We start from the raw sequence: 25,256 nt of genomic DNA on the forward strand, positions 1-25,256 counted from the left end.
CGAAACTTTCAATTCAGCCTCCGCCCATAATAATAATAACTATATATTTATATCATGGAACCGGCTGAGTCGGCAGATTAATTGGATATATACTTGGTCTGCTGCCTGTATGAATTTCCAATCCAATTCGAAATTTATTCATGCGTTTGTTTCATTCTGCCGCACATCGCGGCAGGCATTATCTCATTCCGCGCCGCGCGTGGCATCATATTCAAGCCGAGAGCTTGCTTCGCCCCAGGCGGTCGTGATGCGGCGGGCGACCCATCTGTGCAGCATCCCCTGTTCGTCGCGCAGAACCGATGGCACGCGGCGCAGGCGAACGCCTTCGCGCGGAACCTCTTCGTCCTGCAGATCATAGGGGCGTGGTGACAGGACGCGACCGCGTGCGGTATCGGTGCCATCGAACGAGCCTTTGCGCAGAACGAACCCGCCAAAGCGGCTGGTCGGAATCGGCACCATGGGGATCCAATGTGCCGGTGGCAGGACCTCCAGTGTCCAGGCATCCTGCGCACCTGCGCGCGGTCGGGCGGGCAGCGTTGCGCGGGTATCGGCCTCGGGGCTGCGGTCGCGGGCCAGACCGTCCGCACCTTCGTGGCTGCGTTCGATGGCCCAGACCACGTTTGCGGTTTCATCGCGGGCAAAGACCACTTCTTCGCGTGCTGCCCCTTCCAATGCGGGGCGGGCATTCGGCGGGATCACGAAGCACGGTTCGGCGCCGTCGGGTCCATCCGTCCGATACAGCGAAAATCTGCCCTTGCGGGGTTGATCCGCCGCTGCGGACACGACGATCTCTTCGTTGAAGGTGGTGCGGTAGCTGACGGCGGTCACGCCGACCAGTGCAGCCCTTGGCAGGTCGATCGGGGCGATCAGCCAGTCCGTGCCATAGATCGTGGCATATTCCAGAAAGGCCAGCCGCGCGAGATCGTTGGGTTGCACATCGGTCAGGCCGAAATTGACCAGCCCATCCTCGAATTGCCACAGCCGGGGTGCGGGCATACCCGGATAGCGCAAATGGCTGGCGTGAACATGGGCGTGGTGTTCGCGTATCGGTGCATCGGCATCAATGCCAAGGCCCGTGCCCTCAGCCAGTTCAAAGCTGAACCAGTCCACGGGTCCGCCCAGATGGCAGGGTGCCTCGATCCTTCGGGCGTCCGCGCCAGCGCCGGCCTGCAGGCCGAAACGATATTCCAGCCGGTCCGAATGCCAGCTTTCGCTGTCGCGCGGATGCGAGACGTTGCTGCGATACCAGTCCAGCCATTCCTGTGCCGCGTCAGAGATTTCGGCCGGTTCGCCCTCCATCCATGCGGGGGTGCCCGCTTCCAGCGCAAGGGCCGCAGCCTCGGCATCGGGCAGATGCTGCGCGATCAACTGCCAGCTTTCATCGGGTTGCTGGGCCACAATATCCGCTGCGGCCAGATCAAAGCGGCAATCGGCAAGCAGCTGCGCCTCGCCTGCCCATCCCAGCGGGGCAAGGCCCTGCACAAGTGCCTGACCCGCTTCGGCGCGATCACGCAGCGACGGCGCGGCCCATGGCTCTGCCTCGATCTGCGGTTCGATCGCGCAACCTTCGGGCAACGGCATCGCGGTTGCCGCGCGTTGCGGGTCGCCGGGGCGCAGGGCGGTCAATGACTGGCTTTGCGCGCTGACCCTGACCGATACGGGGGTGCCGCAATCCTCGCCCTGAAATTCGCCAAGCTGCCATTGCCGGGCCATCATCCACAAAGCATCCGCAACGCGCATTTCGACGCCGGGTGCGGGTTCGCCGGACAGGCTTTGGGGTTCAAGCCGGGTCCATGCCGGAGGTTTGACGATGACAGCGCCGATGGCCTTGGCGTCAAACGGGCGGGCGACCATGGCCTCATGCGCTGTAAACTTGTCCTGAATCACGCTTAGCCCTCCTTGACCATGGTGAAGTTCTTCAGGCCGGACAGGCGCGCAAGCTGCTGCACCTCAAGCGCGATGCGGGTCCAGTCGATCACCGGCTCGCCTTGCAGCGACCAGCTTTGCGTATAGATGGCGGGCAGGATGCGGGCGGCCAGCGGCAAGGTTTCCAGCGTGATCAGCCGTGCCTTGGCCAGTTCAAGCGTATCGGCCAGAAAATCGCACAGGCTGTCTTCGGTCCAACGCTGACGATCGGGCGACAGGCCCAGCAGCATGACTTGCGGCGGCTCGGCTGCCGGGGCGTCGGCATGAAGCGCGACACCGGCGGTCGCCCGGCTGGCAGTGCCCCCGTTTTCGGCCGCCTCGCGCAGGGGCAGTGTTTCGGACCAGTCGTCGATCAAAAGCCCGGTGATGCCTTGCGTCAGGTCCAGCCCAGCCGGCGCGTCAGCCAAAAGCGAAACCACAGGGCAGGTCGGAGACGCGACCTGCGGCGGCAAGCCCGTGCCGATCCAGCTGTCGGGTGGATTGTCACCGATACCGCATAGCTGGCGCAGCGTCAGCGACGGCCCCCTGCCATTGATCGCGGACAGCAAAGACAACCGCCCGAAGCGTCCCACGGCGACGCGCACCGCCCCCATATCGGCCAGATAACGCTGGATTGCGCCGGGTTTGGGCGCGGCAAAGGCCCGTTCGCCCATCGGCTCAGCGGGATCGGCGGGGGCAAAGACGTGGCGCACCGGCACGGGCAGCGCGCTGCCGAACAACGCCAGTGCCGCATCGGCCAGCGTCCCGGTCGTCGCGGGCAGCGCCAGCACCGGCTGCAGGCGGGCAAGCCGGTTCTCGCCTTCGCGCAGGGCCAAAAGGGCCACGTCGGCGCTGTGTTTTGCCGTGATGTCTGGCAGCGCAATTCCGAAATCCGTCAGCGCCAGCAGCGCCTCGGTCATCTTGTCGCGCGGCGCCTCGGCAGCTTGCAGCAGGTCACGCAGTTCACCCAGCCGCGCGGAAAGCGCGCCCGCAGCGACCGATATGCGGCCAAGCGCCGCATTCAGTTCGCCCGGCGCTGGTTGCCACCCCGTATTGCCCGGCAGTCCGATGGCCGCGCCATCCAGCGCTGTCGCCTGATCCAGCACATCCTGCAGGGCCACGCCTGTCAGTCGGGCCTGCATCAGGGAAATGCCCTGCGGTCCCAATTCGGCGGGGCTTTCGGGAAACGCGGCATCGGGATTGGCCAGCGCCGCCCGCGCACGGATCAGTTGCGCCAGCATTTCGGGGTGACGGCAGGCAAAGGTGAAATCCAGCGCCGACAACGCGGTATCGGCCAGCGTCGCCCGGCCCCCGCCCGCTGCGGTCCCGATCACGATCCGGGCGGGGTCGGGCAACAGACCGGCGGCCCATGCCTCGGCCAGCGGGCTGACCTGCGCGCGCGGAGCGCTTGTGGACCAGCCCAATGCGGGATCGGGCACGGCGATAAGCCTGTGGCCGACAATGACCCCCGGCCCGCGTGACACGACGACATCGGGCAGGGCGGGCGGCGGGGCCTCGCCCCGACCCGCCGCATCCAGCGCCGCCGAGGCGCGTGCCATATTGCCCTGACCCAGCTGATGCACGGATTCCGCCAGCAGCAGGTCGGCCAAAGCATCGGCATCCGCCGCGCCTTGCGTCATCGCGGCGGAAATGGCGGCACGTTCGGCATTGCTGGGGCCGTCCCAGACGACATCGGCATCCAGATAGGGGTTGCCCACAGGCCGGGTGGACAGTCGGTTGAAAATATCCGTGGGCCCCCGTTGCGGATCGTTCCAATGTTCCAGCAGCCGCAGCATGTCGGTGACGTTCACCCCGCCATTCACCTGCGCCGCCGGATCGTTGCCCGGATTGGCCGCAGCATCGGGCTGGCCGGTCGCCAATGGCGCAATCCCCCGAAAGCTCAGGATGAAGCGGTCGCAATCGGCGTCGTGCAGCCTGCGTTCAAAGTCATAGCCCAGCAGCGCGCCCAGCGGCTGGCTGTTCGCCACCCCCTCAAGCAGCGATTGGGCGCGGCGGACGCGATTGCTGGACAGGTCGATCGCAAAGGCGCCGCCGCTGCCATCCGCCGGGTTATGCGCCAGATAGGCGCTGCGCAGCAGCCCTGCCGTGGTCGCCTGTTCCAAGGTGGGCGCGGCGATATAGCCCCCGGCCCGTGCGCCGCGATCCTGTGGGCGCAGATCGAACAGCCAGCCATAGGCACCCAGGGTCAGCCCTTCGGGCTTGGCCTTGCGTGCGCGGCTAAAGCGCGCCCATGACAAGGCCAGCACCCACGCATCCAGCCGGTGGCTGGCGGTATCCAGCGTCTCGGCCACGGCGCGGGTGAAGTTTTCACCGCTGCGGGCAAGATCGATCAGGGTGATCATCGCGCCATGCAGATCGGCCAGCCGGGCACGTGCAATCAGCATGTCCTCGATCAGTTCGATGCCCAGCAGATCGCGCTCGACGCTGGAGGTGGCATCCAGCACGCGCTTGGCCGCGTCCTGCGCCATCATTGCGGGACGCAGGACCGCAGCGCGGCTTGTCGTGGTCCCCGCGCTGACCTGAGCCAGCACCGCCATGTATTCGCTGCCGGCGCGGATGTCTTCGCCCGTGGTCAGCGCGATGACCCGCTGGCCCAGCGATGCGTCCACAGCTGCGGTGGCCCGCACGGCATCGGGCAGGCTTCGGCTGGGCGTTGCCGCCGCTTTCGTCCTGCTCCAGCCAAGGCCAACCAGCGCCTGAAATATGCTGGAGATCGCGCCGGGGCTGCGCCCGTCAAGCAGCGCCTGAAGATAGTCCCCATCGCGCGCCGGATCGGCATAGGGCAAGGCGACGGGGCGCGCTTCGTCATCCAGCGACCCCGCGCCATAGATATACGAAAACCCGCCCAAGGATTCCGCCAAAAGCTGGTTCAGCAGGGCCTCGACATCCGCGGCCGGTCCCGCCTGATCCGTCGTGGCACCGATCTTGTTCAGAAAGTCCGATGACAGGCATTTGCGCGCCCGCACGGCCCAGCTTTGCGGGGCATGGCCGAAAATTGACAGAACGCGCTGTGCATCCGCGCCCTGATCCAGCATCGGCACGTCGTCCAGCCCGGCCAGCCAGTTCGGCAGCATCTTTCGCGTCATCCGCTCCAACCCGGCCTCGGTGCGGCCAGCATCCTGCGCTGAAAACCTGTGCGAAAAGCCCGCAAACGGCAAAAGGCCGTAAGGCTGGCGGCCAATGCGCAGGCTGGGCAGGCTGCCGCCGCCGCGCACGAAGCTTTGGTGGAACAGGCGCAGTTCTTCGATGATGCGGGGGGACAGCGTCTCTTGTCCGTCGTCCAGCGTTTCCAGAAAATAGCCCCATGTCGCCGGCCACAGCGCGGCGTTGATGGCCCCGGCCAAGACATCTTCGCGCCCGGCGGCGCCAGCCAGTCCGGCCAGCCGGGCGGGATCGGTGCCAAGCGCGGCTGCGGTCCGCATCGCGGCGCTGTCGGCGGGCAAGGCGGGGGGCGTCAGCGGCACGGGTGCGGGGTCTGACCAGCGCATCCAGCCCGCCTCGGTCGCTTCGGTGTTGTTCGTGGGCGTGCCGGGCGCGACAAAGGCCATTTTCGCTGCGCCGTCATGCGCCGCAAAAAGGTCGTCAAGCGCCGCCGCGCCCTCGGCGGGCTGGCGGCTTTGCGCCACGCCATAGACGAAAAGCCGTTCGATCGGGGCGGTCCCCGGCAAGGCAAGTTCGATCGCCATGCCCAGCTTCAGCGCAAGGTCATAGTCCGAAAGCCATTCCGTGCCTTCCAGCACCTTCAGCCCGTCCTGATCCGTCAGCTTGGCGCCGTCGCCCGACAAAAGGCCGATACGCAGGTCGCGGTCGATCAAGGCACCTTCGGCCCGCAGCAGATTGCCGCCCTGCCATGCCGAGATACGAAAGCGTTCGGGCAGCAGGCGCGGTCGCGCGGCGGCGGCGTCAAGCGCCGCCACCTCGGGAAAGACCGGCAATGCGCCCGTGCCGCGCGCGTCGGGGTTCGAAGGGCGGGTGGCAAAGGCCACGTGCCGCGCCCGTTCAGGCCCGGTCACCTGACGAAGCGTGGACCAGAATGTCTCCATGCCGCTGTCATCTGCTGCCTGAAACAGCGCGTTCCAATAGGCACGGCCCGCCTGCGCCTCGGCCTCGGACAGTCCGGCACGGCTGTTGTCCACGTGGATTTCATCGGGATAGATTCGGACTTTCAGCACCGATGCGCCCGCCGCGTTGCGGGAAAACCGCGTTTCAAGCCGCAGGGGCAGCAGCAAAAGGGGAATGTCTGCCGGGGCATCAAGCCCAAAGCGCAGCATGTCGCCCAGCCGGTCGCGCAGGCTGTCTTGCAATTCCTTGCGGGTGCTTTCGCGTTCCTGCAACTGCGCGTTCGCTTTTTCGATCGCCACGCCCAGCCGTTCGACGGCAGCCGTGTCGCCCGCCCGCTGCGCGGCTTCCAGCGCGGCACGCTGCGTCTTCAGCCCGGCGCGGGCGACCGCCTCGGCATGCGCCGCCTTTTCCACGGCCAGCCGCGACCTTGCGGTGCGGGTCTGCGCGGTTTTCAGCTCTCTGAGGTCCATGGGTGGCACGGTCGTTACCTCCGCCCTGCGTCGCGGGTCGTCCCGCTTGTGTCGATCAGCGTATCGGCCCGCCATGCGGCGCGGATCGGGTTGTTCAGCAAGATGCGGGCCACCACCCCCGCATGGCCCGGCCAGCGCACGGTATCCGGCTTGCCATTGGCGTCGTGGACATCAAAGCTGCGACCGGTGCCCAGAAATCCGCCGACCGGAATATTGCCGAAATCGGCCCAGTCCAGATTGTCATGCGCGGTCGAGGCGCTGGGGTTCCCGTCCAGCCCGAAGCGTGGCGCGGTCGGGTTCTGGGCCAGCACGAACCACCAGTTCTGCGGTCCAAGCTGTTCGGGCGTCAGGTCGAAACCGATGATGTTGTAATCCGGTTTCAGGTGGCTGTGAAACAGCACGCGCGCCTCGGTTCCAGCGGCAAAGGTGGGGGGCACCGCATCCGAAATCGCCCGGATCGCCATGATGAAGGTATCGGGAAAACGCCGCAGCAATTCGCCCCGGACCACCAGCGCCAGCGCACCCGCACCTGCGGCCTTGTCGCCGCCGATGCTGAAATGGCTGCCTATCGGCTGGCGGCTGAAGCGGTGGATCGGGCCGGTCAGTTCGTCTTCGTCTGCATCCCAGAACCGTTTGAAATAGGTGCCGCGCTGATCGGTCGGATAGTCGCGCCACAGCAATTCCCGCCCCATTTCATCCGAGGCGCCGATCAGGAACGCCTCGGCAAAGCCGGGATTGATCGCAAGCAGGGTGATGAAATCGCGCGCCGCAATCGTGCCCAGACCCGGCACGAGCCAGTCGCGGTCGAAATCCTCAAGCGCATTCGACATCGGGCGCCGAATTTCCGGCGCGGCCATAATCGGACGCAGGCCCAGCAGGTCGATCCAGTTTGCGGGGATCGCGTGACCGCTGACGGCAAGGCGACCCCGGAACGCGGCGCGGGCCGTGACGCGCGGATCGATCTGCGCCAGAATCGTCGGCTTCGACACGGCCAGCGGGCCCAGATCGGTCTGCATGACCGCAGGTGCGACCTGATCGCGGACCATGACGGCAAGCTGGTCGCGCAACGTCTGCAAGGGCATTCGGTTGAGTTCGGCAAATTGCGCGGAAACCCAGCGCGACATATCCGTTTCGAACCGGGCCTGCGGTTCGGTCGGGATGCGCAGCAGGCTATCTGCCGGTCGGTTGGTCAGGACCGGCCCCGCGCCGATGCGCCCGCCCGTGACCGTATTGGACCGGGACAGCGGCCCGGTGATCGTTGCGCCGCGTTCGGGAATGGTGCGGCCAAAGGGCGTGGGCGCAACCGGGGTCATGGGGCGGGTTCCGGGAAGCGGTGTCACGGGGCGCGTTATTACCGGACCCGTGATGATCGGTCCGGTGACGATGGGGCCCGTGACGATAGGGCCCGTGACGATGGGTCCGGTCACGATCCGGCCGGGCAGATCGACGCGCGGTACCACCCGATCAACCTTGTCCAGCACCGATTTCGCGCGCCCCGACACGGCCAGCCCGGAATTCCCGATACCGACCAGCAATTCCGCCAGCCCTTCGGCGCCGCTGGCATGGCCTGCCTCGAACCGATCGACCCGCTCACCAAGTTGCTCCAGCAGCGCCCCTGCCAGCGCCTCGCCGGCCATTCCATCGGGACCGCGCCATTTCGTGGTCGCAAGCTGTCGCAATGCCCCGCCGCCCTCGGCCAGAACGCCTATCCTTTGATCAAGCCGGGCCAGCGCAGCATCGACCGGGACGCCCAGCCTTCTGGCGACGATCTCGGCCGGGAAAAAGGCCATGCCCGCCTTGGATACCGCAAGGATGCCGTCGGGCGTGCGATAGGCCCGTCTGTGATCGGCAAATCCTGTCGGGCCTGCCACGATCTTGCCATCGACGGCCACCGCCAGCTTTTGACCGATCGAGCCGCCCTGACGCAGCGCCCGTCGAAAAGCCCCCGTCATCACCGTGGCGGCCGTGCGGCTGTTCGTCACCGCGGCCAGCACCGTGCGATCATGGCCGCTGTCGCGCAGTCTTGGATGCAGGTTGCGCGTCACCTGCATCAGTGACCCGGCGTCCAGCACCGCGATATGCCGGTCGCGTATCGAGATGTTCACGACCTCGGCCATGCCCGCCCAGACCAATGCCTGATTGGCGCGGCGGATGCCTTCGACCTGTGCCCAGGCCGATTGCATCAGCGCCTCCTGGTCGCGGCGCACCACCTTGGCACCCAGTGATGCGACGATGCGCAGCATGGGATCGGTGTTCAGTTGTGGAAACCAATCGGCATCGGCTGCGACGGCATCACCGGGCGGGTTGCCGAAAACCGCCCCGATGCGGTTGGCCGCGCGCTGAAACCGGGCGTAAAGTCTTGCGCCCACGCGCGGCAGATCGGGATCGGCGCTGTCATTGGCCTGATCGACGCGCAGCCGCACGGCGTCGCGATGGGCGACGGGCCAGGCAGTCGTTACCGGCCGTCCGGGTGGTTCTGTCGCGGGGGAATAAAGCGCGCATTTCAGGATCTGGATCGCGTCGCTGTCGCCTTCGGGCAGTTCGGGAATGCCGCTGCCGGGGCGCGACAGGTCGATCAGCCGCCGCCCGATCGCCCATGGCGCGGGCAGACCCTCGATCCGCTCGGCCAGTTCGCGAAAACTGCCGCCCGGCGCGGTGCGAAAGCTCCAGAAGTCATAGACCGGCAGCACGATGTCGTCCTGTTCGTCCCCCGGCGCGCGGGTCCATGCAGCACTTAGCGAGCCCCCGCCCATGCCAAGCCCGGCCCGGACCCCGCAATCATAGGCGGGCACAAGCGCCGCGACATAGGTCGTTGCGTCGTCCAGCCTGCGCGGACACAGGATACGCGACAGATTGGCGGGGCCGTGTTCCGGCGATAGCCGGGTCTCGACCGTATCGGCTGCATCGCCCCGCAGACGCGGCCCGGCAGGATCAATGGCTGCGCCGACGACTTGGGCGTGGCAGAAACGGTGATTTTCCTCCAGGGGCTGCAACTGGCCCTTTTTGGTCCATATCTGCGCCGGAAGCTCACCGCGCGAGGGTTCGATATGTGTCAGTGCCGCTTCGCATACCACAAGGGCAAGCCAAGGCTTGCAGGTGTCGGCTGCGGCAGGTTCCGGCGCGAACATCCACGGAAAATCCGGCAGTGCGAATTCGATATGCGCCATGTAGCCCCGTTCGGCATCGGCGCTGTCGGGCGCGGGTTCGCGGCGGATCACCTGCGCGGGATCAATGCCCGTCACGTCGCCGGGCCCATACAGCGTCAATACCCGCCCGACGGGCTGGCTGGTGGCCGGGTTGGCGGAATCCGCCACCTCGACCCGCGCCTGAATCACCGCGCGATTGCCGGTCGGCACGTCCTTGATCGCGGCGGCAAGCCCGGTGCGGACATAGGGGACGAACGCATAATCGCCCAGGTGGATGTCTTCGGGTTTGAAAGCCACCGGCGTCAGTGCGCGGGCCGCAGCATAGAAGCTGACCCCTGCCGATTGCTTCAGCGTCGCATATTCCGCCATGTCACACCAACCCTGCCGACAGCACCGTCAGCTCTCTGCCATCGGCCTGTCCCAGTCGGACAGCCTCGGCTGCGGCACTTGCGGGCATCACCACGCCCGCCATGCCCGTTTCGATCGCCAGCGTTTCGGCGGACACCACCCGCACCGCGCCACGGTCGGTCATCTGGACCGCAGGGGCGGGCTGCGGCGCGGAAAGATAGGGGTTCACCCCGTCCCGCGCCCGCATCTTGGCCGAGGCTGCGAAAATCTTGCCCGCATGGCCCGCCAGCAGCCATGTCGAAAGGATCGGCGCATGGTCGTGATGCGGCAGCACCGTGTTCCACGCGACGCCTGCATGGACACCCGCGCTGAAGCTTGCACCCCGCGCAGCGCCCATGCCCAGACCTGATGCGTGTTCCTCATATTCCGGGCGCGACAGGATCTCGTGATCCTTGAGGTCAAGGAAATGTCCGGGCGGAAAACGGTCCATCAGCGGCCAGACCGCGCCCGCCGCAACCCCGCCCAGCGTCGCTGCCTGCAGATTGATGCGCCGATGCGTCACGCGCGAGGAACCGATACGGTCTATATCGGTCTCCAGCGGCACCGAAAGCTGACGCAGCTCGATCTGGCCCATCGGATGATACAGCGGGGTGTCATCCGCCGGGCTTAGTCGCACGATCGAGGCCGCGCCCGCAGGCAGCAGCGGCGCCCATGCGGTATCGGCGTCCAGTGCCTGCGCAGCCGAGGCGATGGGGTCGATCTGCGGCGCCGGGGCAGGGCGGCTTTCTCCCCATTCGATCGGCCCCACATCGACATCGATGTCCCACCACAGGATTTCGACCGTTGCCTTGCCTTCCAGATGAAAGGGCTTGTCGCCCGCCAGTTTGCCCTGAAACTGCACGCCCGCCAGCGTGACACCCAGGGCCGAGACCTTGATCCCGGCATCTATGCGGATTTCGAAATAGAAATGCGGCGCCCATTGGAACAGCGCATCCAGCTGCAACCATGCCTCGGCCTTGGCGACCTCAAGATCGGCGACGATGGACACGCGGCCACCGAACTGAACCGTGTTCGTGGTGATCGCCACATAGGCCTGGACCGACACGGACAGCCATTTCACCGGCGGCGCGAACTTGACGCCGACGCGCTGCATTTCTCCGATCTGCTTGGGGGCCTCATAGCCGGGGAAGAAGCCGCCGACCGAAATGACGAAAGCGCCTTCTCCGCCCCATTGGATGAAGATGCAGATGTCGCCGGTGATCTCTAGCTTGAAGACCTTGGATTTCGCCAGCGAGACCTTGAGAAAGAAATAGTCGGGTGTGATCTCTCCCATCAGCTCGGCGCGCAGATCGACCACGCGAAGGCTTTCGTCGACTTTGGCCGAAGGCACGCCGATGACGACCTTGCCCAGAAGCACCAGCTTGGGATCGGGCAGCGAAATCACCAGACCAAGCTGGGCGACGACAAAGCCCGCCTGAGAGCCCCAGCCGATTTCCGCCATCGGGCCGATGACGAAGCCGCCGTCGCGCACGGGGAAGATCTTGCCCAGATTGTTCAGGATGTCGGGTGCGGCGGCAACCGGGTCGGCAGGGAACAGCAACTGTCCCACCACGCCGTCCTTCAGCCCGTCGCGCAGTGCCGCACTGTCCAGCGAACGGTTGATCGCCAGCAGTCCGCCAAGGCCGGAAATCGTAAAGCCCGGACCGATGACGATGGCGGGCGTGAACCGCACACCGATCACGATCACCATGTTGAATGGCTCGGTCCCCAGCAGACCTATGGCCGTCACGCTGAAACTGTTCAGCACGCTCAGCTGGAAAACGCCGCCATATTCCTCTTTTACCTCGTCATAGCGCAGGTAGCCGCCGCCGGTGACGGCGGGCGTCTTCAGCCGCAGCCCGGCCCCCGAAGGGATCTTGGGCTTCACATCGGGATCGCCGCCATCGACCCAGCGGATCGATACGCCACCCCCTTCGACCACGCAGGCGAAAACGTCGCCCAGCTTGCCCGCCACGGTAAAGACCACGTTCACGCGGTTCTTGTTTTCCGCATTGTCGGCGGCGGGTTGTTCGATGGCCAGTTCGCGCAGTTCCACCGCCGGGTAGGAAAAGCGCACCGGCAGCACCAGCCGCTTGTCCTTGCCCGATCCGAAGGTCAGCCCGTCCTTGGTGTCCAGGGTGATCGCCACGGCATCGGCATCTGCGGTCGGTGCCTGACCGGGCATGATCTTGTCCATCAGCTTGTCGCCGCGCAGCCCGGCCTTCAGCTTGGTCTTCAGTTCTATCCCGGCCTTGAATTCGGTCTTGTAGGTGAAAAAGGCGACCAGCGATGCGCCGTCGAACGACAGCGGCGGCACGCTTGCGGCCCCGGCCGAGGCGAATTCGACCGAAAGCCGTTTTTGCGCGTAATCCCATTTCAGCACATCGCCCAGTTTGTCCGAGGCGCCGTCAACATTCATCACCAGCTTGCAAAGCTTGTCGAAATTGCCGGTGACCGCGCCGCCCGCATCGTTCAGAAGCTTCTTGATCGGTGCGTGCATCCCGCTGATCGCTTCCTTCACCTGTTCGGGCGTCATCGCACCGCCGGCCTTTTCCGAGACCTTGGCCGCGACCTTGGTGATCGCATTGTCATAAGCGACCAGAAGTTTTCCCAACGCGGTCAGGGCGCGGGCCAATTCGTCGGCCTGAAAGTCGGCGGCCCCCAATTCGGTCGCCATCTCCTGAACGGCGGCCTTGGCTTCGGCGATTTCCGGTTTGATCGCATCCGCCAGCGCCTTGCCGATTGCGGTCAGTTGCTCGACATCGGCCTTGAGCGCGTCGAAAGCGGTTTTTGTCGTGCCCTGCTGACCGTCGGCCAGCGATGAAACCAGCTTTCCGGTGTCGGAAAAGCTGTCGCCGACCAGATCAGCTGCGCGTGTATGGGCAAAGGCTGTGAAACCTCGTCCGAATGCCGAAAAAACGTCGTCCGCCATCGCTACCTCGAGCTATCGCACAGGTATCAATAATCCGTAATTCTCAAACGCGATGAGTCCGTCCCGGCATGAATGATGCGCCTGTCGCGCGATTCCAGCAACAAAAATTCACGCGGGAATATGATTGTTGCAGACCCTGAAATTCGGCGTGAACCCCGTCGGATCAAGCCGGGGGCGCCAGCGGCGACGGCCTTGACCCCCGGCCCGAACGCGGCGTTGGTGCGACGCAATCCGGGTGCTTTTCACCATACAACTTGCCCATGGCGTCTTGCCGCCCGCGGTTTGCGGCGCAATAAGCGTCCCCGGCCAAGGAAAGGACGTTTCTATGACGGCAGGACAGGCAGGCGCGGCGCGCCCGTTGAATCGCGATGACATGCGTGTGCTGGGGCTATCGGCCCTTGGCGGCGCACTGGAGTTCTACGACTTCATCATCTTCGTCTTCTTTGCCAGCGTCATCGGGCATCTGTTCTTTCCGCCGGACATGCCGGACTGGTTGGTGATGATCCAGACCTTCGGCATCTTTGCCGCAGGCTATCTGGTGCGTCCTCTGGGCGGCATCGTCATGGCGCATTTCGGCGACAAGGTCGGGCGCAAGCGGGTCTTTGCGCTGTCGGTCTTTCTGATGTCGCTGTCCACGCTGGCGATGGCATGTCTGCCGACCTATGCCAGCATCGGGGTCTTTGCGCCGCTGCTGCTGATCCTGTTTCGGATGTTGCAAGGCGCGGCCATCGGCGGCGAGGTTCCGGGCGCATGGACCTTTGTGGCCGAACACGTGCCTGCGGGCCGCGTGGGCATGGCCTGCGGCTTTCTGTGTTCGGGCCTGACGCTGGGCATTCTGCTGGGTTCGCTGATCGCTGCCTGCATCAACTGGGTGTTCAGCCCCGAGCAGATCTCGGGCTTCGCGTGGCGGATCCCGTTCTTCATCGGTGGCATCTTCGGGCTGATCGGTGTCTATCTGCGCCGCTGGCTGGCCGAGACGCCAGTATTTCTGGAAATGAAGGCCAGCAACCGCCTGCATGAAAAGCTGCCGCTGAAAACCGTGCTGCGCGATCACCGGCATGGCGTGGTGATTTCGGCGCTGTTCACCTGGGTTCTGTCGGCAGGCATCGTGGTCACGACGCTGATGACCTCGACCTTTTTGCAGAAGCTTTACGGCTATTCACCGCTGCAATCGCTGCTGGCGACCAGCTTTGGCTCGCTGTTCCTGATCTTCGGGACGGTATCGGCGGGTGCTCTGGTTGATCGCTTCGGCAGCGGGCGGTTCTTTGCGGTCGCGGGTGTGGTGTTCGGCGTCGTCACCTTCACCTTCTACAGCTTTGCGGGCACGTCGCTGCTGGTGCTGTTCTTCCTGTATGCGCTGATGGGGCTGGCCGTGGGCATGGTCGGCGCGGCCCCCTATGTCATGGTGCGGTCCTTCCCGGCGCCGGTGCGTTTCTCGGGGCTGTCGTTTTCCTATAACGTCGCTTATGCGATTTTCGGTGGCCTGACCCCGGTGATGGTCACGACGTTTCTGGCGATCAATCCGATGGCCCATGCGTGGTATCTGGTCTTTATCGCTGCGCTGACCACCGGTCTGGGCATCTACCTGATGACCAATGCCCGCCGCATCGAGGGCCGGATCGGATACGAAGAAGCCGCGCAAGCCTGACGCTTAAGGGCGGGGCTGGGGCGCGATGCCGGGCTTGCATGGCCCGGCCATTTGCGCTTTTCCTTCGGACCATGACACGTCTTCGCTTTGCCCCGATCCCCGCCAGCCTGCCCGCCACAGTCCCCTTTACCGGGCCCGAAACGCTTGAACGCCGCAGCGGCACGCCCTTTGTCGCCCGGCTTGGGGCGAATGAAAACGGCTTCGGCCCATCCCCCCGCGCGGTCGAGGCGATGGTGCGCTCGGCCACCGAAATCTGGAAATACGCCGACCCCGACAATCACGACCTGCGTCACGCGCTGGCCGCGCATCACGCAATCGCGCCCGAACACATCATGATTGGCGAAGGCATCGACGGGCTGTTGGGCCTGCTGGTGCGCCTGACGCTGGCACCCGGCGAAACGGTCGTCACCTCGGACGGGGCCTATCCGACCTTCAACTACCATGTCGCGGGATTCGGAGGCCATCTGCACAAGGTTCCCTATCGCAACGATGCCGAAGACCCGGATGCGCTGATCGCCGCTGCGCGCGAACATTTCGCGCGCCTGGTCTATCTGGCCAATCCCGACAACCCGATGGGAAGCTGGCATCCGGGCAGCAGGATCGCCGCCATGCTGGACCAACTTCCGCAAGGCTCGCTTCTGGTGCTGGATGAGGCTTATGCAGAATTCGCCCCCAATGAGGCCATTCCCCGGATCGATCCGCAAGACGACCGCGTGATCCGCTTGCGCACATTCTCCAAGGCTTACGGCATGGCGGGCGCGCGCGTGGGCTATGCCATCGGCCCGGTGGATCTGATCGCGGGCTTTGACCGTATCCGCAACCATTTCGGCATGAACCGCATGGCGCAGATCGGCGCGCTGGCGGCATTGCAGGACGGCGAATGGCTGGCTGAAACGCGGCGGCAGGTCACGGCCGCGCGCGACCGGATCGCGGCGATTGCGCAGGCAAACGGCCTCACCGCGCTGCCCTCGGCCACGAATTTCGTTGCGGTGGATTGCGGGGCGGAGGGCGATTTCGCGCGCCGCGTTCTGGCGGAACTGGCCGGGCTGGGCATCTTCGTGCGGATGCCGGGGGTCGCGCCGATGGACCGCTGCATCCGCGTCTCCTGCGCGCCCGCACCGGAACTTGATGCCTTTGCCGAGGCTTTGCCCAAGGCGCTGTCCCGTGCCCGTCAGGGCTAAGACTGCGATTTCTCAGTTCCTCAAATACCCATGCGACCGCGCCACCGGGCGCGGTCAGTCCAGCGGCAGCGCGGTCGTCGCCTTCAGCTCCTCCATCGACAGCAGCGCCGTGACGTTGTGGATTTTCACCTCGGAAATCAGCGCCTGATAAAAGCGGTCATAGGCCCGCGCATTCCGCACCCGCACCTTCAGGATATAGTCGATGTCACCCGCAAGCCGATGTGCCTCGATCACCTCGGGGCGCGCGCGCACGGCGGCCAGAAAGCGTTTGGCCCAGTCCGGGTCATGTTCGCTGGTGCGGATAAGGACAAAGAAACAGGCATCCAGCCCCAGCGCGTCGGGGTCCAGCAATGCGACTTGCCCGCGGATCACGCCCGCCTCGCGCAGCTTGCGAATCCGGTTCCAGACAGGGGTCTTTGACGCGCCCACACGGGCCGCGATGTCGTCCAGGGACAGGGTCGCGTCGTCTTGCAGCAGGGAAAGGATTTTGCGATCCGTATCGTCCAGCCGGGCGGGCGTTTGTCTGTCTTGGCTCATTGCGAAATCTGGTCCTGATTGCATCCGATAACTGCGGAACCTGTTTCTTATTTTTCCGCCCCACTCGTCAATATGTGGGACAATTTTCTATATAGAAGGAACCCAATCCGAAAGGCAAAAGGCATGTCCAAACCGTTCACCCCCACCCCCGCAAGACCTGCTGTCATCACCGCGAATGACCTGCGCATGGGCCATTGCGTGTGGATGCGTGACGGCGCATGGACCGCCGATCCGCGCGAAGCCGAAATCTTCGAGGATGAGGCGATCGCCGATCTGGCAATGCTGGATGCGCTGTCGCAGGCCAATCTGGTCGTCGATCCCTATCTGGCCGAAGCCAGGCGTGGCGAAGACGGCCGCCCGGAACCCACCCATTTCCGCGAGGCGTTCCGCCGTCGCGGCCCGTCCAACTATTTCCATGGCAAGCAAGCCGAGTTCGAGGCCAGCAATGTTTGACGTTCGTCCCCAGCATAACGAATACCTGCGCCACCGCTCGGCCCAGTTCCGTCAGCAGGTCGAGCGTCGCCTGAACGGCTCGCTGACCGAAGCCGAATTCAAACCGCTGCGCCTGATGAACGGCGTCTATCTGCAATTGCACGCCTATATGCTGCGCGTGGCGATCCCTTACGGCACGATCAGCCCCGACCAGATGCGGGTGCTGGCGCTGCTGGCCCAGAAATGGGACAAGGGTTACGGCCATTGGACCACGCGCCAGAACATCCAGTTCAACTGGCCCAAGCTGGTCGATATTCCCGATATGCTGGACGCGCTGGCCGATGTGGGGATGCATGCCATCCAGACCTCGGGCAACACGATCCGCAACGTGACGACCGACGCCTATGCCGGTGCGGCGGCGGATGAAGTGGCCGATCCGCGCCCCTATGCCGAATTGCTGCGCCAATGGTCCACCGACCATGCGGAATTCCAGTTCCTGCCGCGCAAATTCAAGATCGCGATCTCGGGTGCCGAAAAAGACCGCGCGGTCATCTCGGCCCATGACATCGGCCTGCGCCTGCTGCGCAACGCGCAGGGAGAGCTGGGCTTTCAGGTCTGGATCGGCGGTGGTCTGGGCCGCACGCCCCTGATCGGTCAGGTGGTGCGCGACTTCCTGCCCGAAGCCGACCTGCTGCCCTATGTCGAAGCGATCATCGCGGCCTATAACCTGGCTGGCCGTCGCGACAACAAATACAAGGCCCGCATCAAGATCACCGTCGCAGAACGCGGCCTTGACGTGATGCGCGAAGAGATCGAAGCCGAGTTCGTGAACCGCCGCGCCGTGTTCACCGGCGTCGATCAGGAATTGCTGGCCGAACTGCGCAACCTTTACGCCGCCCCCGCTTTCCGCAACGAAGAGGATGGCGATTACGAGGCCAAGCGCGCGGCGAACGCGGCTTTCCGCAGCTTTACCGACACCAACCTGTCTGCCCACAAGGCGCCGGGCTATGTCAGCGTCAAGGTCAGCTTCAAGGCCCCCGGCCAGACGCCGGGCGATGCTTCGGCGGAACAGATGAACCTGCTGGCCGATCTGGCCGAGCGTTTCGGCCACCACGATCTGCGCGTCAGCCACGACCAGAACGTCGTGCTGCCGCATATCCATAAATCCGATCTGTTCGCGCTTTACGAAGAACTGCGCGCCGCAGGTCTGGCGACGGCCAATGCCGGGCTGATCAGTGACATCGTCGCTTGCCCCGGCATGGATTACTGCGCACTTGCCACCGCGCGTTCGATCCCCATCGCCGAAGAGATCGCCGCGCATTTCCGCGCCCGCGATCTGGAAAGTGACATCGGCAAGATCGACATCCGCATCTCGGGCTGCATCAACGCCTGCGGTCACCACCATCTGGGCCATATCGGCATTCTTGGTCTGGACCGTGCGGGGGTCGAAAACTATCAGATCACGCTGGGCGGCGACGGCTATGACATTCCGGCAGTCGGCCAGAAACCCGGCGCGGGCTTCCCGGCCGAGGAAGTCGTGGGCGCCATCGACCGCATCATCAACGCCTATCTGGAATTGCGCGAGGACGAAGAAGAACGCTTTATCGACGCTTATCGTCGTCTGGGGATGGCACCGTTCAAAGCGGCGCTATATCCGGCCAATGCTTGACGATACGCTGGATGCGCGCGCCGCGCGGCTGAATGATCGCTATAAGCATCATGCCGCGACCGAGGTGCTGCGCCGCGCGTTGAAAGACCCCGATCTGGGGTCCACGACGCTGGTGTCGTCCTTTGGCTCGGAATCGGTCGTGCTGCTGCACATGGTGTCGGTCGTGGCGCCCGGCACGCCGGTCCTGTTCATCGACACGATGATGCTGTTTCAGGAAACGCTGGATTACCAGCTTGAGGTCACGCAAAAGCTGGGCCTGACCGATGTGCGGGTGATCCGCGCGACCGACAAGGAAGTGGCGCTGAACGATCCCGACGGGACGCTGCATCAGTTCAACACCGATGCCTGCTGCAATTTCCGCAAGACCGTGCCGCTGGAGCGTGAGCTGTCCAAGTTCGACGCATGGATCACGGGGCGCAAACGCTTTCAGGGCGGTGAACGTCAGGAACTGGAATTCTTCGAATCCGAGGCGCCATCGCGTCTGCGCATCAACCCGCTGGCCCATTGGCGCAAAGAAGACGTGCAGGAATACATGGCGGAAAACAATCTGCCCCGCCATCCGCTGGTCGCCAAGGGCTATGCCTCGATCGGGTGCGCACCCTGCACATCGCCGGTGAAGCCCGGCGAAGACCCGCGTGCGGGCCGCTGGCGCGGCAGCCAGAAAACCGAATGCGGCATCCATTTCATCGGCGGCAAGATGGTCCGCGCAGGAGCGAACACATGAGCGATTTCTTCATCGTCCGCGACGACGGCTTTCATCCCGATGACGGGGCAGAACCCGTCACCCTGTCGCCCGACACCGACCCCGCCACCCTGACGGATCATCTGGATCAGCCCCTGATCGCGGTAGAGTTCCCGTCATTCGGCGATGGCCGGGGCTTTACGCTGGCCCGGCTTTTGCGTGAAAAGGGGTTCTCGGGTCGTCTGCGCGCCGTTGGCGGGCTGATTGCCGACCAATACGCCATGGCGCGCCGCGTGGGCTTTGATGAAGTCCGTATCTCGGCCGCACTAGCCGCCCGCCAGCCACAGGATCAGTGGCTTTATCGTGCCGACTGGCAGGAATGGGATCACCGTTCCCGCCTTGCCGGCTGATGCCGGGGTTTTCCCCCGCACCAATGTGAAATAGATAGACCGGGATTTTCATATGACCCTGGATGTGCCCGTGGCCGACGCCGCTGCAAAACCCGTCAAGACCCTGCCCGATGCCCAGACCGTCACCTCGGTCAGGCATTGGTCGGATACGCTGTTTTCGTTCCGCGTGACGCGGCCCGCATCGCTGCGCTTCCGGTCGGGCGAATTCGTGATGATCGGCCTGCCGGGCGATAACGGCAAGCCGATCCTGCGTGCCTATTCCATCGCCTCGCCCAACTGGGACGAGGAGCTGGAATTTTATTCGATCAAGGTGCCGGACGGGCCTCTGACTTCGAAGCTGCAACTGATCCAGCCGGGCGATGAAATCATCCTGCGCCCCAAGCCCGTGGGCACGCTGGTGCTGGACGCGCTGCTGCCCGGCAAGCGGATGTGGTTCCTAGCCACCGGGACCGGCCTTGCGCCCTTTGCGTCGCTGATGCGCGACCCCGAGCTGTATGAGCGGTATGAGCAGGTCATCATGATGCATACCTGCCGCACCGCCGAGGAACTGAACTATGGCCGCGCGCTGGTCGAGAACCTGCGCCATGACCCGCTGCTGGGTGAACTTTACGGCGAAAGCTTTGCCGACCGGCTGCTGTATTACCCCACCACCACGCGCGAAGAATCGCCGCTGATGGGGCGGATCACCGACAACATGACCTCTGGCAAGGTGTTCGCCGACCTGAACCTGCCGCCGATGGATATTGCCACCGACCGCGCGATGATCTGTGGCAGCCTTGCCTTTAACACCGATGTGAAATCGGTGCTGGAAGGCTTTGGTCTGCATGAGGGCGCGAACAGCGATCCCAAGCAGTTCGTGGTCGAAAAGGCCTTTGTCGGCGACGGCGTCTGACGCTTTTTCCGGGGGCCACGCGCCCCCGGTTTCATTTGCCCATTTCAATACCGCCGTTGACAGTTCGCCGTAGCGTCCCCATTTTCCGGCGCCGAATCATGCGAAGGAATTTCAATGGCTGTCGTCGTCGTCGAATCTCCGGCCAAGGCCAAGACGATCAACAAATATCTGGGCGACGACTTTACCGTTTTGGCCAGTTTCGGGCATGTCCGCGACCTGCCGCCCAAGGATGGCAGCGTCGATCCCGAAGCCGATTTCGCCATGAAATGGGAAATCGCCGCCGATTCCAAAAAGCACATCAAGGCGATCAAGGACGCGCTGGCATCCGATCCCAACCTGATCCTTGCCACCGACCCTGATCGCGAAGGCGAGGCGATTTCGTGGCACCTGCTTGAAGCCTTGGCCCCGTCCCTGAAAAAGGGCGCCGAGGTCAGCCGCGTCACCTTCAACGCCATTACCAAGAACGCCGTGACCGAGGCGATGGCGAACCCGCGCCAGATCGACCAGCCGCTGGTCGATGCCTATCTGGCGCGTCGGGCGCTGGATTATCTGGTCGGTTTCAACCTGTCGCCGGTTCTGTGGCGCAAGCTGCCGGGCGCGAAATCGGCAGGTCGCGTGCAATCGGTCGCCCTGCGCGTGATCGTCGACCGCGAGATGGAGATCGAGGCGTTCAAGGCCCGCGAATACTGGTCGGTCCATGCGCGTCTGGCGACGCCGCGCGGCGATCAATATGACGCGGCGCTGACCGTCTATGGCGGCAAGAAGCTTGAGCGGTTCGACATCGCCACCGAAAAGGATGCGATGCTGGCTGTGTCGGCGATTGCCGCGCGCGACCTGAAGGTCGCCAGCGTCGCGGCCAAGCCCGCCAGCCGCAATCCGTGGCCGCCCTTCATGACCTCGACCCTGCAGCAGGAGGCCAGCCGCAAGCTTGGCCTTGGTGCGCGGGCCTGCATGGGCTCGGCCCAGCGGCTGTATGAGGCGGGCTACATCACCTATATGCGGACCGACGGCATCGATATGGCGCCCGAGGCCGTGATGGCGGCGCGTGATGCGATCAAGAAGCGGTTCGGCGAGGAATACCTGCCGAAATCACCGCGCATGTATAAGAACAAGGCCAAGAACGCGCAGGAAGCCCACGAATGTATCCGTCCGACCGACATGATGCTGTCGCCCGACAAGCTGCCGGTCGCCGACAAGGATCAAAAGGCGCTGTATGACCTGATCTGGAAGCGCACCATCGCGTCCCAGATGGAATCCGCGCGGATGGAACGCACCGTGGTCGAGATCGCATCGGCGGATGCCGAGGTCGGGCTGCGCGCCAATGGTCAGGTCATGCTGTTCGACGGTTTCCTGAAGGTCTATGATCAGGGCCGTGATGATGAGGAAGACGAGGACAGCCGCCGTTTGCCGCTGATCGAGGAAGGCGAGGCCGCGTCCAAGCGCAGCGTGTCGCCCGAGCAGCACTTTACCCAAGCCCCGCCGCGCTTTACCGAAGCCACTCTGGTCAAGCGCATGGAGGAGTTGGGCATCGGGCGGCCCTCGACCTATGCAAGCATCGTCACGACCATTCAGGACCGGGACTATGTCCGCAAGGAGCAGTCCCGCCTGATCCCCGAGGACAAAGGGCGGCTGGTCACGATTTTCCTGCTGAAGTATTTCCCGCGCTATGTCAGCTACGACTTCACCTCAAGCCTCGAGGGTGAGCTGGATGACATTTCCTCGGGCGAGCGTGCCTACCGCGAGGTGCTGCGGCGGTTCTGGAAGGACTTTACCGCCGCGTTGGAAGGCACCAGCGAGCTGCGCATCACCGAGGTGCTGGAGGCGATCGACGAGGCGCTGGCCCCCGCGCTGTATCCGCCGCGTGAAGACGGCAGCGATCCGCGCGAATGCCCGCTGTGCCACAAGGGCCGGTTGCATCTGAAGACCGCGCGTTCCGGCGGGGCCTTTATCGGCTGCTCGAACTATCCGGAGTGCCGTTTCACCCGGCCGATCAGCAGTCCCGACGCCGAGGTGGTGGGCGATGCGATCCTTGGCACCGACAATGGCGATGAGATCAGCCTGAAGAACGGCCGCTTCGGTCCATATGTCCAGCGCGGCGAGGCGACGGCCGAGGTGCCTAAACCACCCCGTGCTTCGGTGCCCAAAAGCTGGGAACTGGCGTCTGTCGATCTGGAAAAGGCGTTGGCTCTGCTGGCATTGCCGCGCGAAATCGGACCGCATCCGGAAGACGGCGTGCCGGTCGAGGCGGGCATCGGGCGTTATGGTCCCTATGTCAAACACGCTTCGAAATACGTGAACCTGCCCGATGTCGATGAGGTCTTTACCATCGGCATGAACCGCGCGGTCGAGGTATTGGCGAGCAAGCAGACACGTGGCCGTGCCGCACCCGCCGCGCCTTTGGCGGAACTGGGTGAACACCCCGATGGCGGTCCTGTGCAGGTGCTGAACGGGCGTTATGGTCCCTATGTCAAATGGGGCAAGGTCAATGCCACCTTGCCGCGCGATCTGGAGCCGGGGGCAGTGACGCTGGAGCGTGCGCTGGAACTGATCGTGGAAAAGGCTGGCAAGGCCAAGAAGCCTGCCACCAAGAAAGCCGCCGCGAAGACCACCGAAAAGAAACCGGCTGCGAAAAAGGCGCCGGCCAAGAAGCCCTCCGCGAAAAAGGCCCCTGCCAAATCGGCTGAGTAAGCGCCTGCTGCAGGCGGTGCGATATGGGTATTTGAAGAACTGAGAATGCAACCGGCGGCTCTTCTTAGTTCTGAAAATACCCATAGGCTGACCTTCGCGCTTGCGCAGCATTCGCCGATTTCAGCGTTTTGACATGAACCGCATCGCTGCTACGCTTGCCCCATAGGGTTGAGCGGAGGGGGATGACATGACGGGACGAATTCTGACTGCCATGGGCATGGCCTGCGTTCTTGCGGGGCAGGGCGTTGCGCAAGAGGCAGCTTTTTTCTCGGACATGGACCGCATTCATCCGGTCTGGGCCGAAAACGGCATGGTCTCGGCGCAGGAGCGCGTCGCGGCTGAAATCGGGCGTGATATTCTGGCCCAAGGTGGCAATGCCGTTGATGCGGGGGTTGCAGTGGCCTTTGCGCTGGCAGTGACGCTGCCGCGGGCGGGCAATATCGGCGGTGGCGGCTTCATGCTGGTCCATGACGCCGAAACCGGCCAGACCCATGCCATCGATTATCGCGAAATGGCACCGTCTGGCGCGTCGCGCGACATGTTTCTTGATGACGCCGGCGAGGCGGATAGCGAAAAGTCTTTGCGCAGCGGGGCGGCTTCGGGCGTGCCCGGAACCGTCGCTGGGATGCGCATGGCGCTGGAGAATTACGGCAGCATGGAATGGGCCGAGGTCATCGCACCCGCGATCCGGCTGGCTGACGAAGGTATCACAGTTACCCCCGAACTGGCCGACAGCCTTGAGGCGGAGCGTGACAACCTGTCCAAACATCCCTCGACCGCCGCGATCTTTTTCAAGCCCGATGGCGCAGCTTGGCGGCCCGGCGAAAAGCTGGTTCAGGCCGATCTTGCACAGACCTTGAAGGCTGTGGCCGAACAGGGGCCGGACGGGTTTTACAAGGGTGCGGTCGCCCAAAACATCGCCAAAGCCATTCAGGCGGCGGGCGGGCCGATGACGGTCGAGGATCTGGCCGCCTACAAGCCCGTGCTGCGCGAGCCGGTGCGCGGCACGTATCGCGGCTATGACATCGTGTCGATGCCGCCGCCTTCCTCGGGAGGGGTGCATCTGATCCAGATTCTGAACACGCTAGAAGGCTATCCCATCGGCGCACTTGGCCATAACAGCGCCGAGACGATCCACCTGATGGCCGAGGCGATGAAACTGGCCTATGCCGATCGCTCGGAATATCTGGGTGACCCGGATTTCTTCGATGTGCCGGTCGCGGCTTTGACCAGCAAGGACTATGCCGCCGAGTTGCGCGCCAAGATCAGCAATGATTTCGCGACGCCTTCGCCGATGATCAAGCCCGGTGATCTTGCGCCTTACGAATCCGACCAGACCACGCATTTCTCGATCGTGGACAAGGAAGGGAATGCGGTCACCAATACCTATACCATCAATCTGGATTACGGCTCGGGTCTGGTGGCTGCGGGCACGGGCGTCCTGATGAACAATGAGATGGACGATTTCTCGGCCAAACCCGGTGTGCCCAATGCCTTCGGGCTGGTGGGAGGAGAGGCGAATGCGGTGGCTGCGGGCAAACGGCCCCTGTCCTCGATGACGCCCACGCTGGTGCTGAAGGACGGCAAGGTCTGGCTGGCAACCGGATCGCCCGGTGGGGCGCGGATCATCACGACCACTTTGCAAGTGATCATGAACATGATCGACCATGGCATGAACGTGGCCGAAGCATCGACCGCGCCGCGCATCCATCATCAGTGGCTGCCCGATGAATTGCGCATTGAGGAGGGAATCAGCGTCGATACCCTGCGCCTGCTGGCCGCCAAGGGGCACACGATCAGCGAAAAGCCCGTCATGGGGTCAACGCAGTCGATCATGCGCGATCCCGACAGCGGTGCCCTGCTGGGCGCGTCGGACCCGCGTAGACCGGATGCCGCGACGGTTGGGTTCTGATTGACAGGGCTTCGCTGCACCTGCACAAAATTCGCAGGGAAGCCCGGAGGACGTGATGAAGAAGCTATACCCAAGCGCGGATGCCGCGCTTGCCGATGTTCTGAAAGACGGAATTCTGATCGCTGCCGGGGGCTTTGGCCTATGCGGCATCCCCGAGCTTGCGATCGAGGCGATCCGCAAGTCGGGGGTCAAGGATCTGACGGTCGCCAGCAACAATTGCGGGGTGGATCATTTCGGTCTTGGCGTGCTGCTGGACAGCCGCCAGCTGCGCAAGATGATCAG

At 64.2% G+C, this 25,256-nt stretch carries 15 protein-coding genes; 10 read left to right on the plus strand and 5 right to left on the minus strand.

Translation table 11 applies throughout. The features are described 5' to 3' along the window. Positions 1–183: 183 nt before the first annotated feature. The 4 genes from FN835_RS12225 to FN835_RS12240 are packed head-to-tail and all read right to left on the minus strand — an operon-like array spanning position 184 to position 12,923. Complete coding sequence (locus FN835_RS12225; RefSeq protein WP_142663506.1) at positions 184–1,887, minus strand: hypothetical protein; 1,704 nt, start codon at positions 1,885–1,887, stop codon at positions 184–186. A 2-nt stretch (positions 1,888–1,889) separates the two neighbouring features. Next, the gene (locus FN835_RS12230) at positions 1,890–6,458 is read right to left on the minus strand and encodes a hypothetical protein (protein WP_142663507.1); all 4,569 of its coding nucleotides are present in this window, start codon (positions 6,456–6,458) and stop codon (positions 1,890–1,892) included. Positions 6,459–6,472: 14 nt separating this feature from the next. Then, entirely contained in the window at positions 6,473–9,973 is a 3,501-nt protein-coding gene (locus tag FN835_RS12235; RefSeq protein WP_142663508.1) for a hypothetical protein, read from the minus strand. A gap of 1 nt (position 9,974) precedes the next feature. Further along, entirely contained in the window at positions 9,975–12,923 is a 2,949-nt protein-coding gene (locus FN835_RS12240; RefSeq protein ID WP_142663509.1) for a DUF6603 domain-containing protein, read from the minus strand. 325 nt (positions 12,924–13,248) lie between these two features. On the opposite strand from FN835_RS12240, the gene FN835_RS12245 reads away from it, so the two are divergent. Together FN835_RS12245 and FN835_RS12250 are read left to right on the plus strand one after the other, a co-directional pair. Next, positions 13,249–14,571 carry an MFS transporter gene (locus tag FN835_RS12245; protein WP_142663510.1) on the plus strand — a complete coding sequence of 441 codons (1,323 nt, stop codon included), beginning with the start codon at positions 13,249–13,251 and terminating at the stop codon, positions 14,569–14,571. Between the two features lie 71 nt (positions 14,572–14,642). Then, positions 14,643–15,752, plus strand: coding sequence for a pyridoxal phosphate-dependent aminotransferase (locus tag FN835_RS12250; RefSeq protein ID WP_142663511.1), 1,110 nt, complete (start codon positions 14,643–14,645; stop codon positions 15,750–15,752). Positions 15,753–15,806: 54 nt separating this feature from the next. On the opposite strand, the gene FN835_RS12255 is transcribed toward FN835_RS12250, so the two are convergent. Beyond that, complete coding sequence (locus tag FN835_RS12255) at positions 15,807–16,289, minus strand: Lrp/AsnC family transcriptional regulator (RefSeq protein WP_142663512.1); 483 nt, start codon at positions 16,287–16,289, stop codon at positions 15,807–15,809. A 123-nt stretch (positions 16,290–16,412) separates the two neighbouring features. Between FN835_RS12255 and FN835_RS12260 the strand changes: the two genes are divergently transcribed. The 8 genes from FN835_RS12260 to FN835_RS12295 all read left to right on the plus strand — a co-directional run. Then, positions 16,413–16,742, plus strand: coding sequence for a DUF2849 domain-containing protein (locus FN835_RS12260; RefSeq protein ID WP_142663513.1), 330 nt, complete (start codon positions 16,413–16,415; stop codon positions 16,740–16,742). Continuing rightward, positions 16,735–18,390, plus strand: coding sequence for a nitrite/sulfite reductase (locus FN835_RS12265; protein ID WP_142663514.1), 1,656 nt, complete (start codon positions 16,735–16,737; stop codon positions 18,388–18,390). Before FN835_RS12260 ends, FN835_RS12265 begins: the two co-directional genes overlap by 8 nt. Next, positions 18,383–19,114 carry a phosphoadenylyl-sulfate reductase gene (locus FN835_RS12270; RefSeq protein ID WP_142663515.1) on the plus strand — a complete coding sequence of 244 codons (732 nt, stop codon included), beginning with the start codon at positions 18,383–18,385 and terminating at the stop codon, positions 19,112–19,114. The genes FN835_RS12265 and FN835_RS12270 overlap by 8 nt, the downstream gene beginning before the upstream one ends. Further along, positions 19,111–19,482 (plus strand): DUF934 domain-containing protein, encoded by a 372-nt coding sequence (locus tag FN835_RS12275; protein WP_142663516.1) that lies wholly within the window; start codon positions 19,111–19,113, stop codon positions 19,480–19,482. Before FN835_RS12270 ends, FN835_RS12275 begins: the two co-directional genes overlap by 4 nt. Positions 19,483–19,534: 52 nt before the next feature. Then, complete coding sequence (locus tag FN835_RS12280; RefSeq protein WP_142663517.1) at positions 19,535–20,374, plus strand: ferredoxin--NADP reductase; 840 nt, start codon at positions 19,535–19,537, stop codon at positions 20,372–20,374. 114 nt (positions 20,375–20,488) lie between these two features. After that, positions 20,489–23,062 (plus strand): type I DNA topoisomerase, encoded by a 2,574-nt coding sequence (gene topA / locus FN835_RS12285; protein ID WP_142663518.1) that lies wholly within the window; start codon positions 20,489–20,491, stop codon positions 23,060–23,062. A gap of 187 nt (positions 23,063–23,249) precedes the next feature. Beyond that, the gene (gene ggt, locus FN835_RS12290) at positions 23,250–24,974 is read left to right on the plus strand and encodes a gamma-glutamyltransferase (protein WP_142663519.1); all 1,725 of its coding nucleotides are present in this window, start codon (positions 23,250–23,252) and stop codon (positions 24,972–24,974) included. Positions 24,975–25,029: 55 nt separating this feature from the next. Next, positions 25,030–25,256: CoA-transferase (locus tag FN835_RS12295; protein ID WP_281285407.1), on the plus strand; the 227-nt coding region annotated here is incomplete at its 3' end.

The sequence above is a fragment of the Paracoccus laeviglucosivorans genome, from assembly GCF_900182695.1.
Classification (GTDB): domain Bacteria; phylum Pseudomonadota; class Alphaproteobacteria; order Rhodobacterales; family Rhodobacteraceae; genus Paracoccus; species Paracoccus laeviglucosivorans.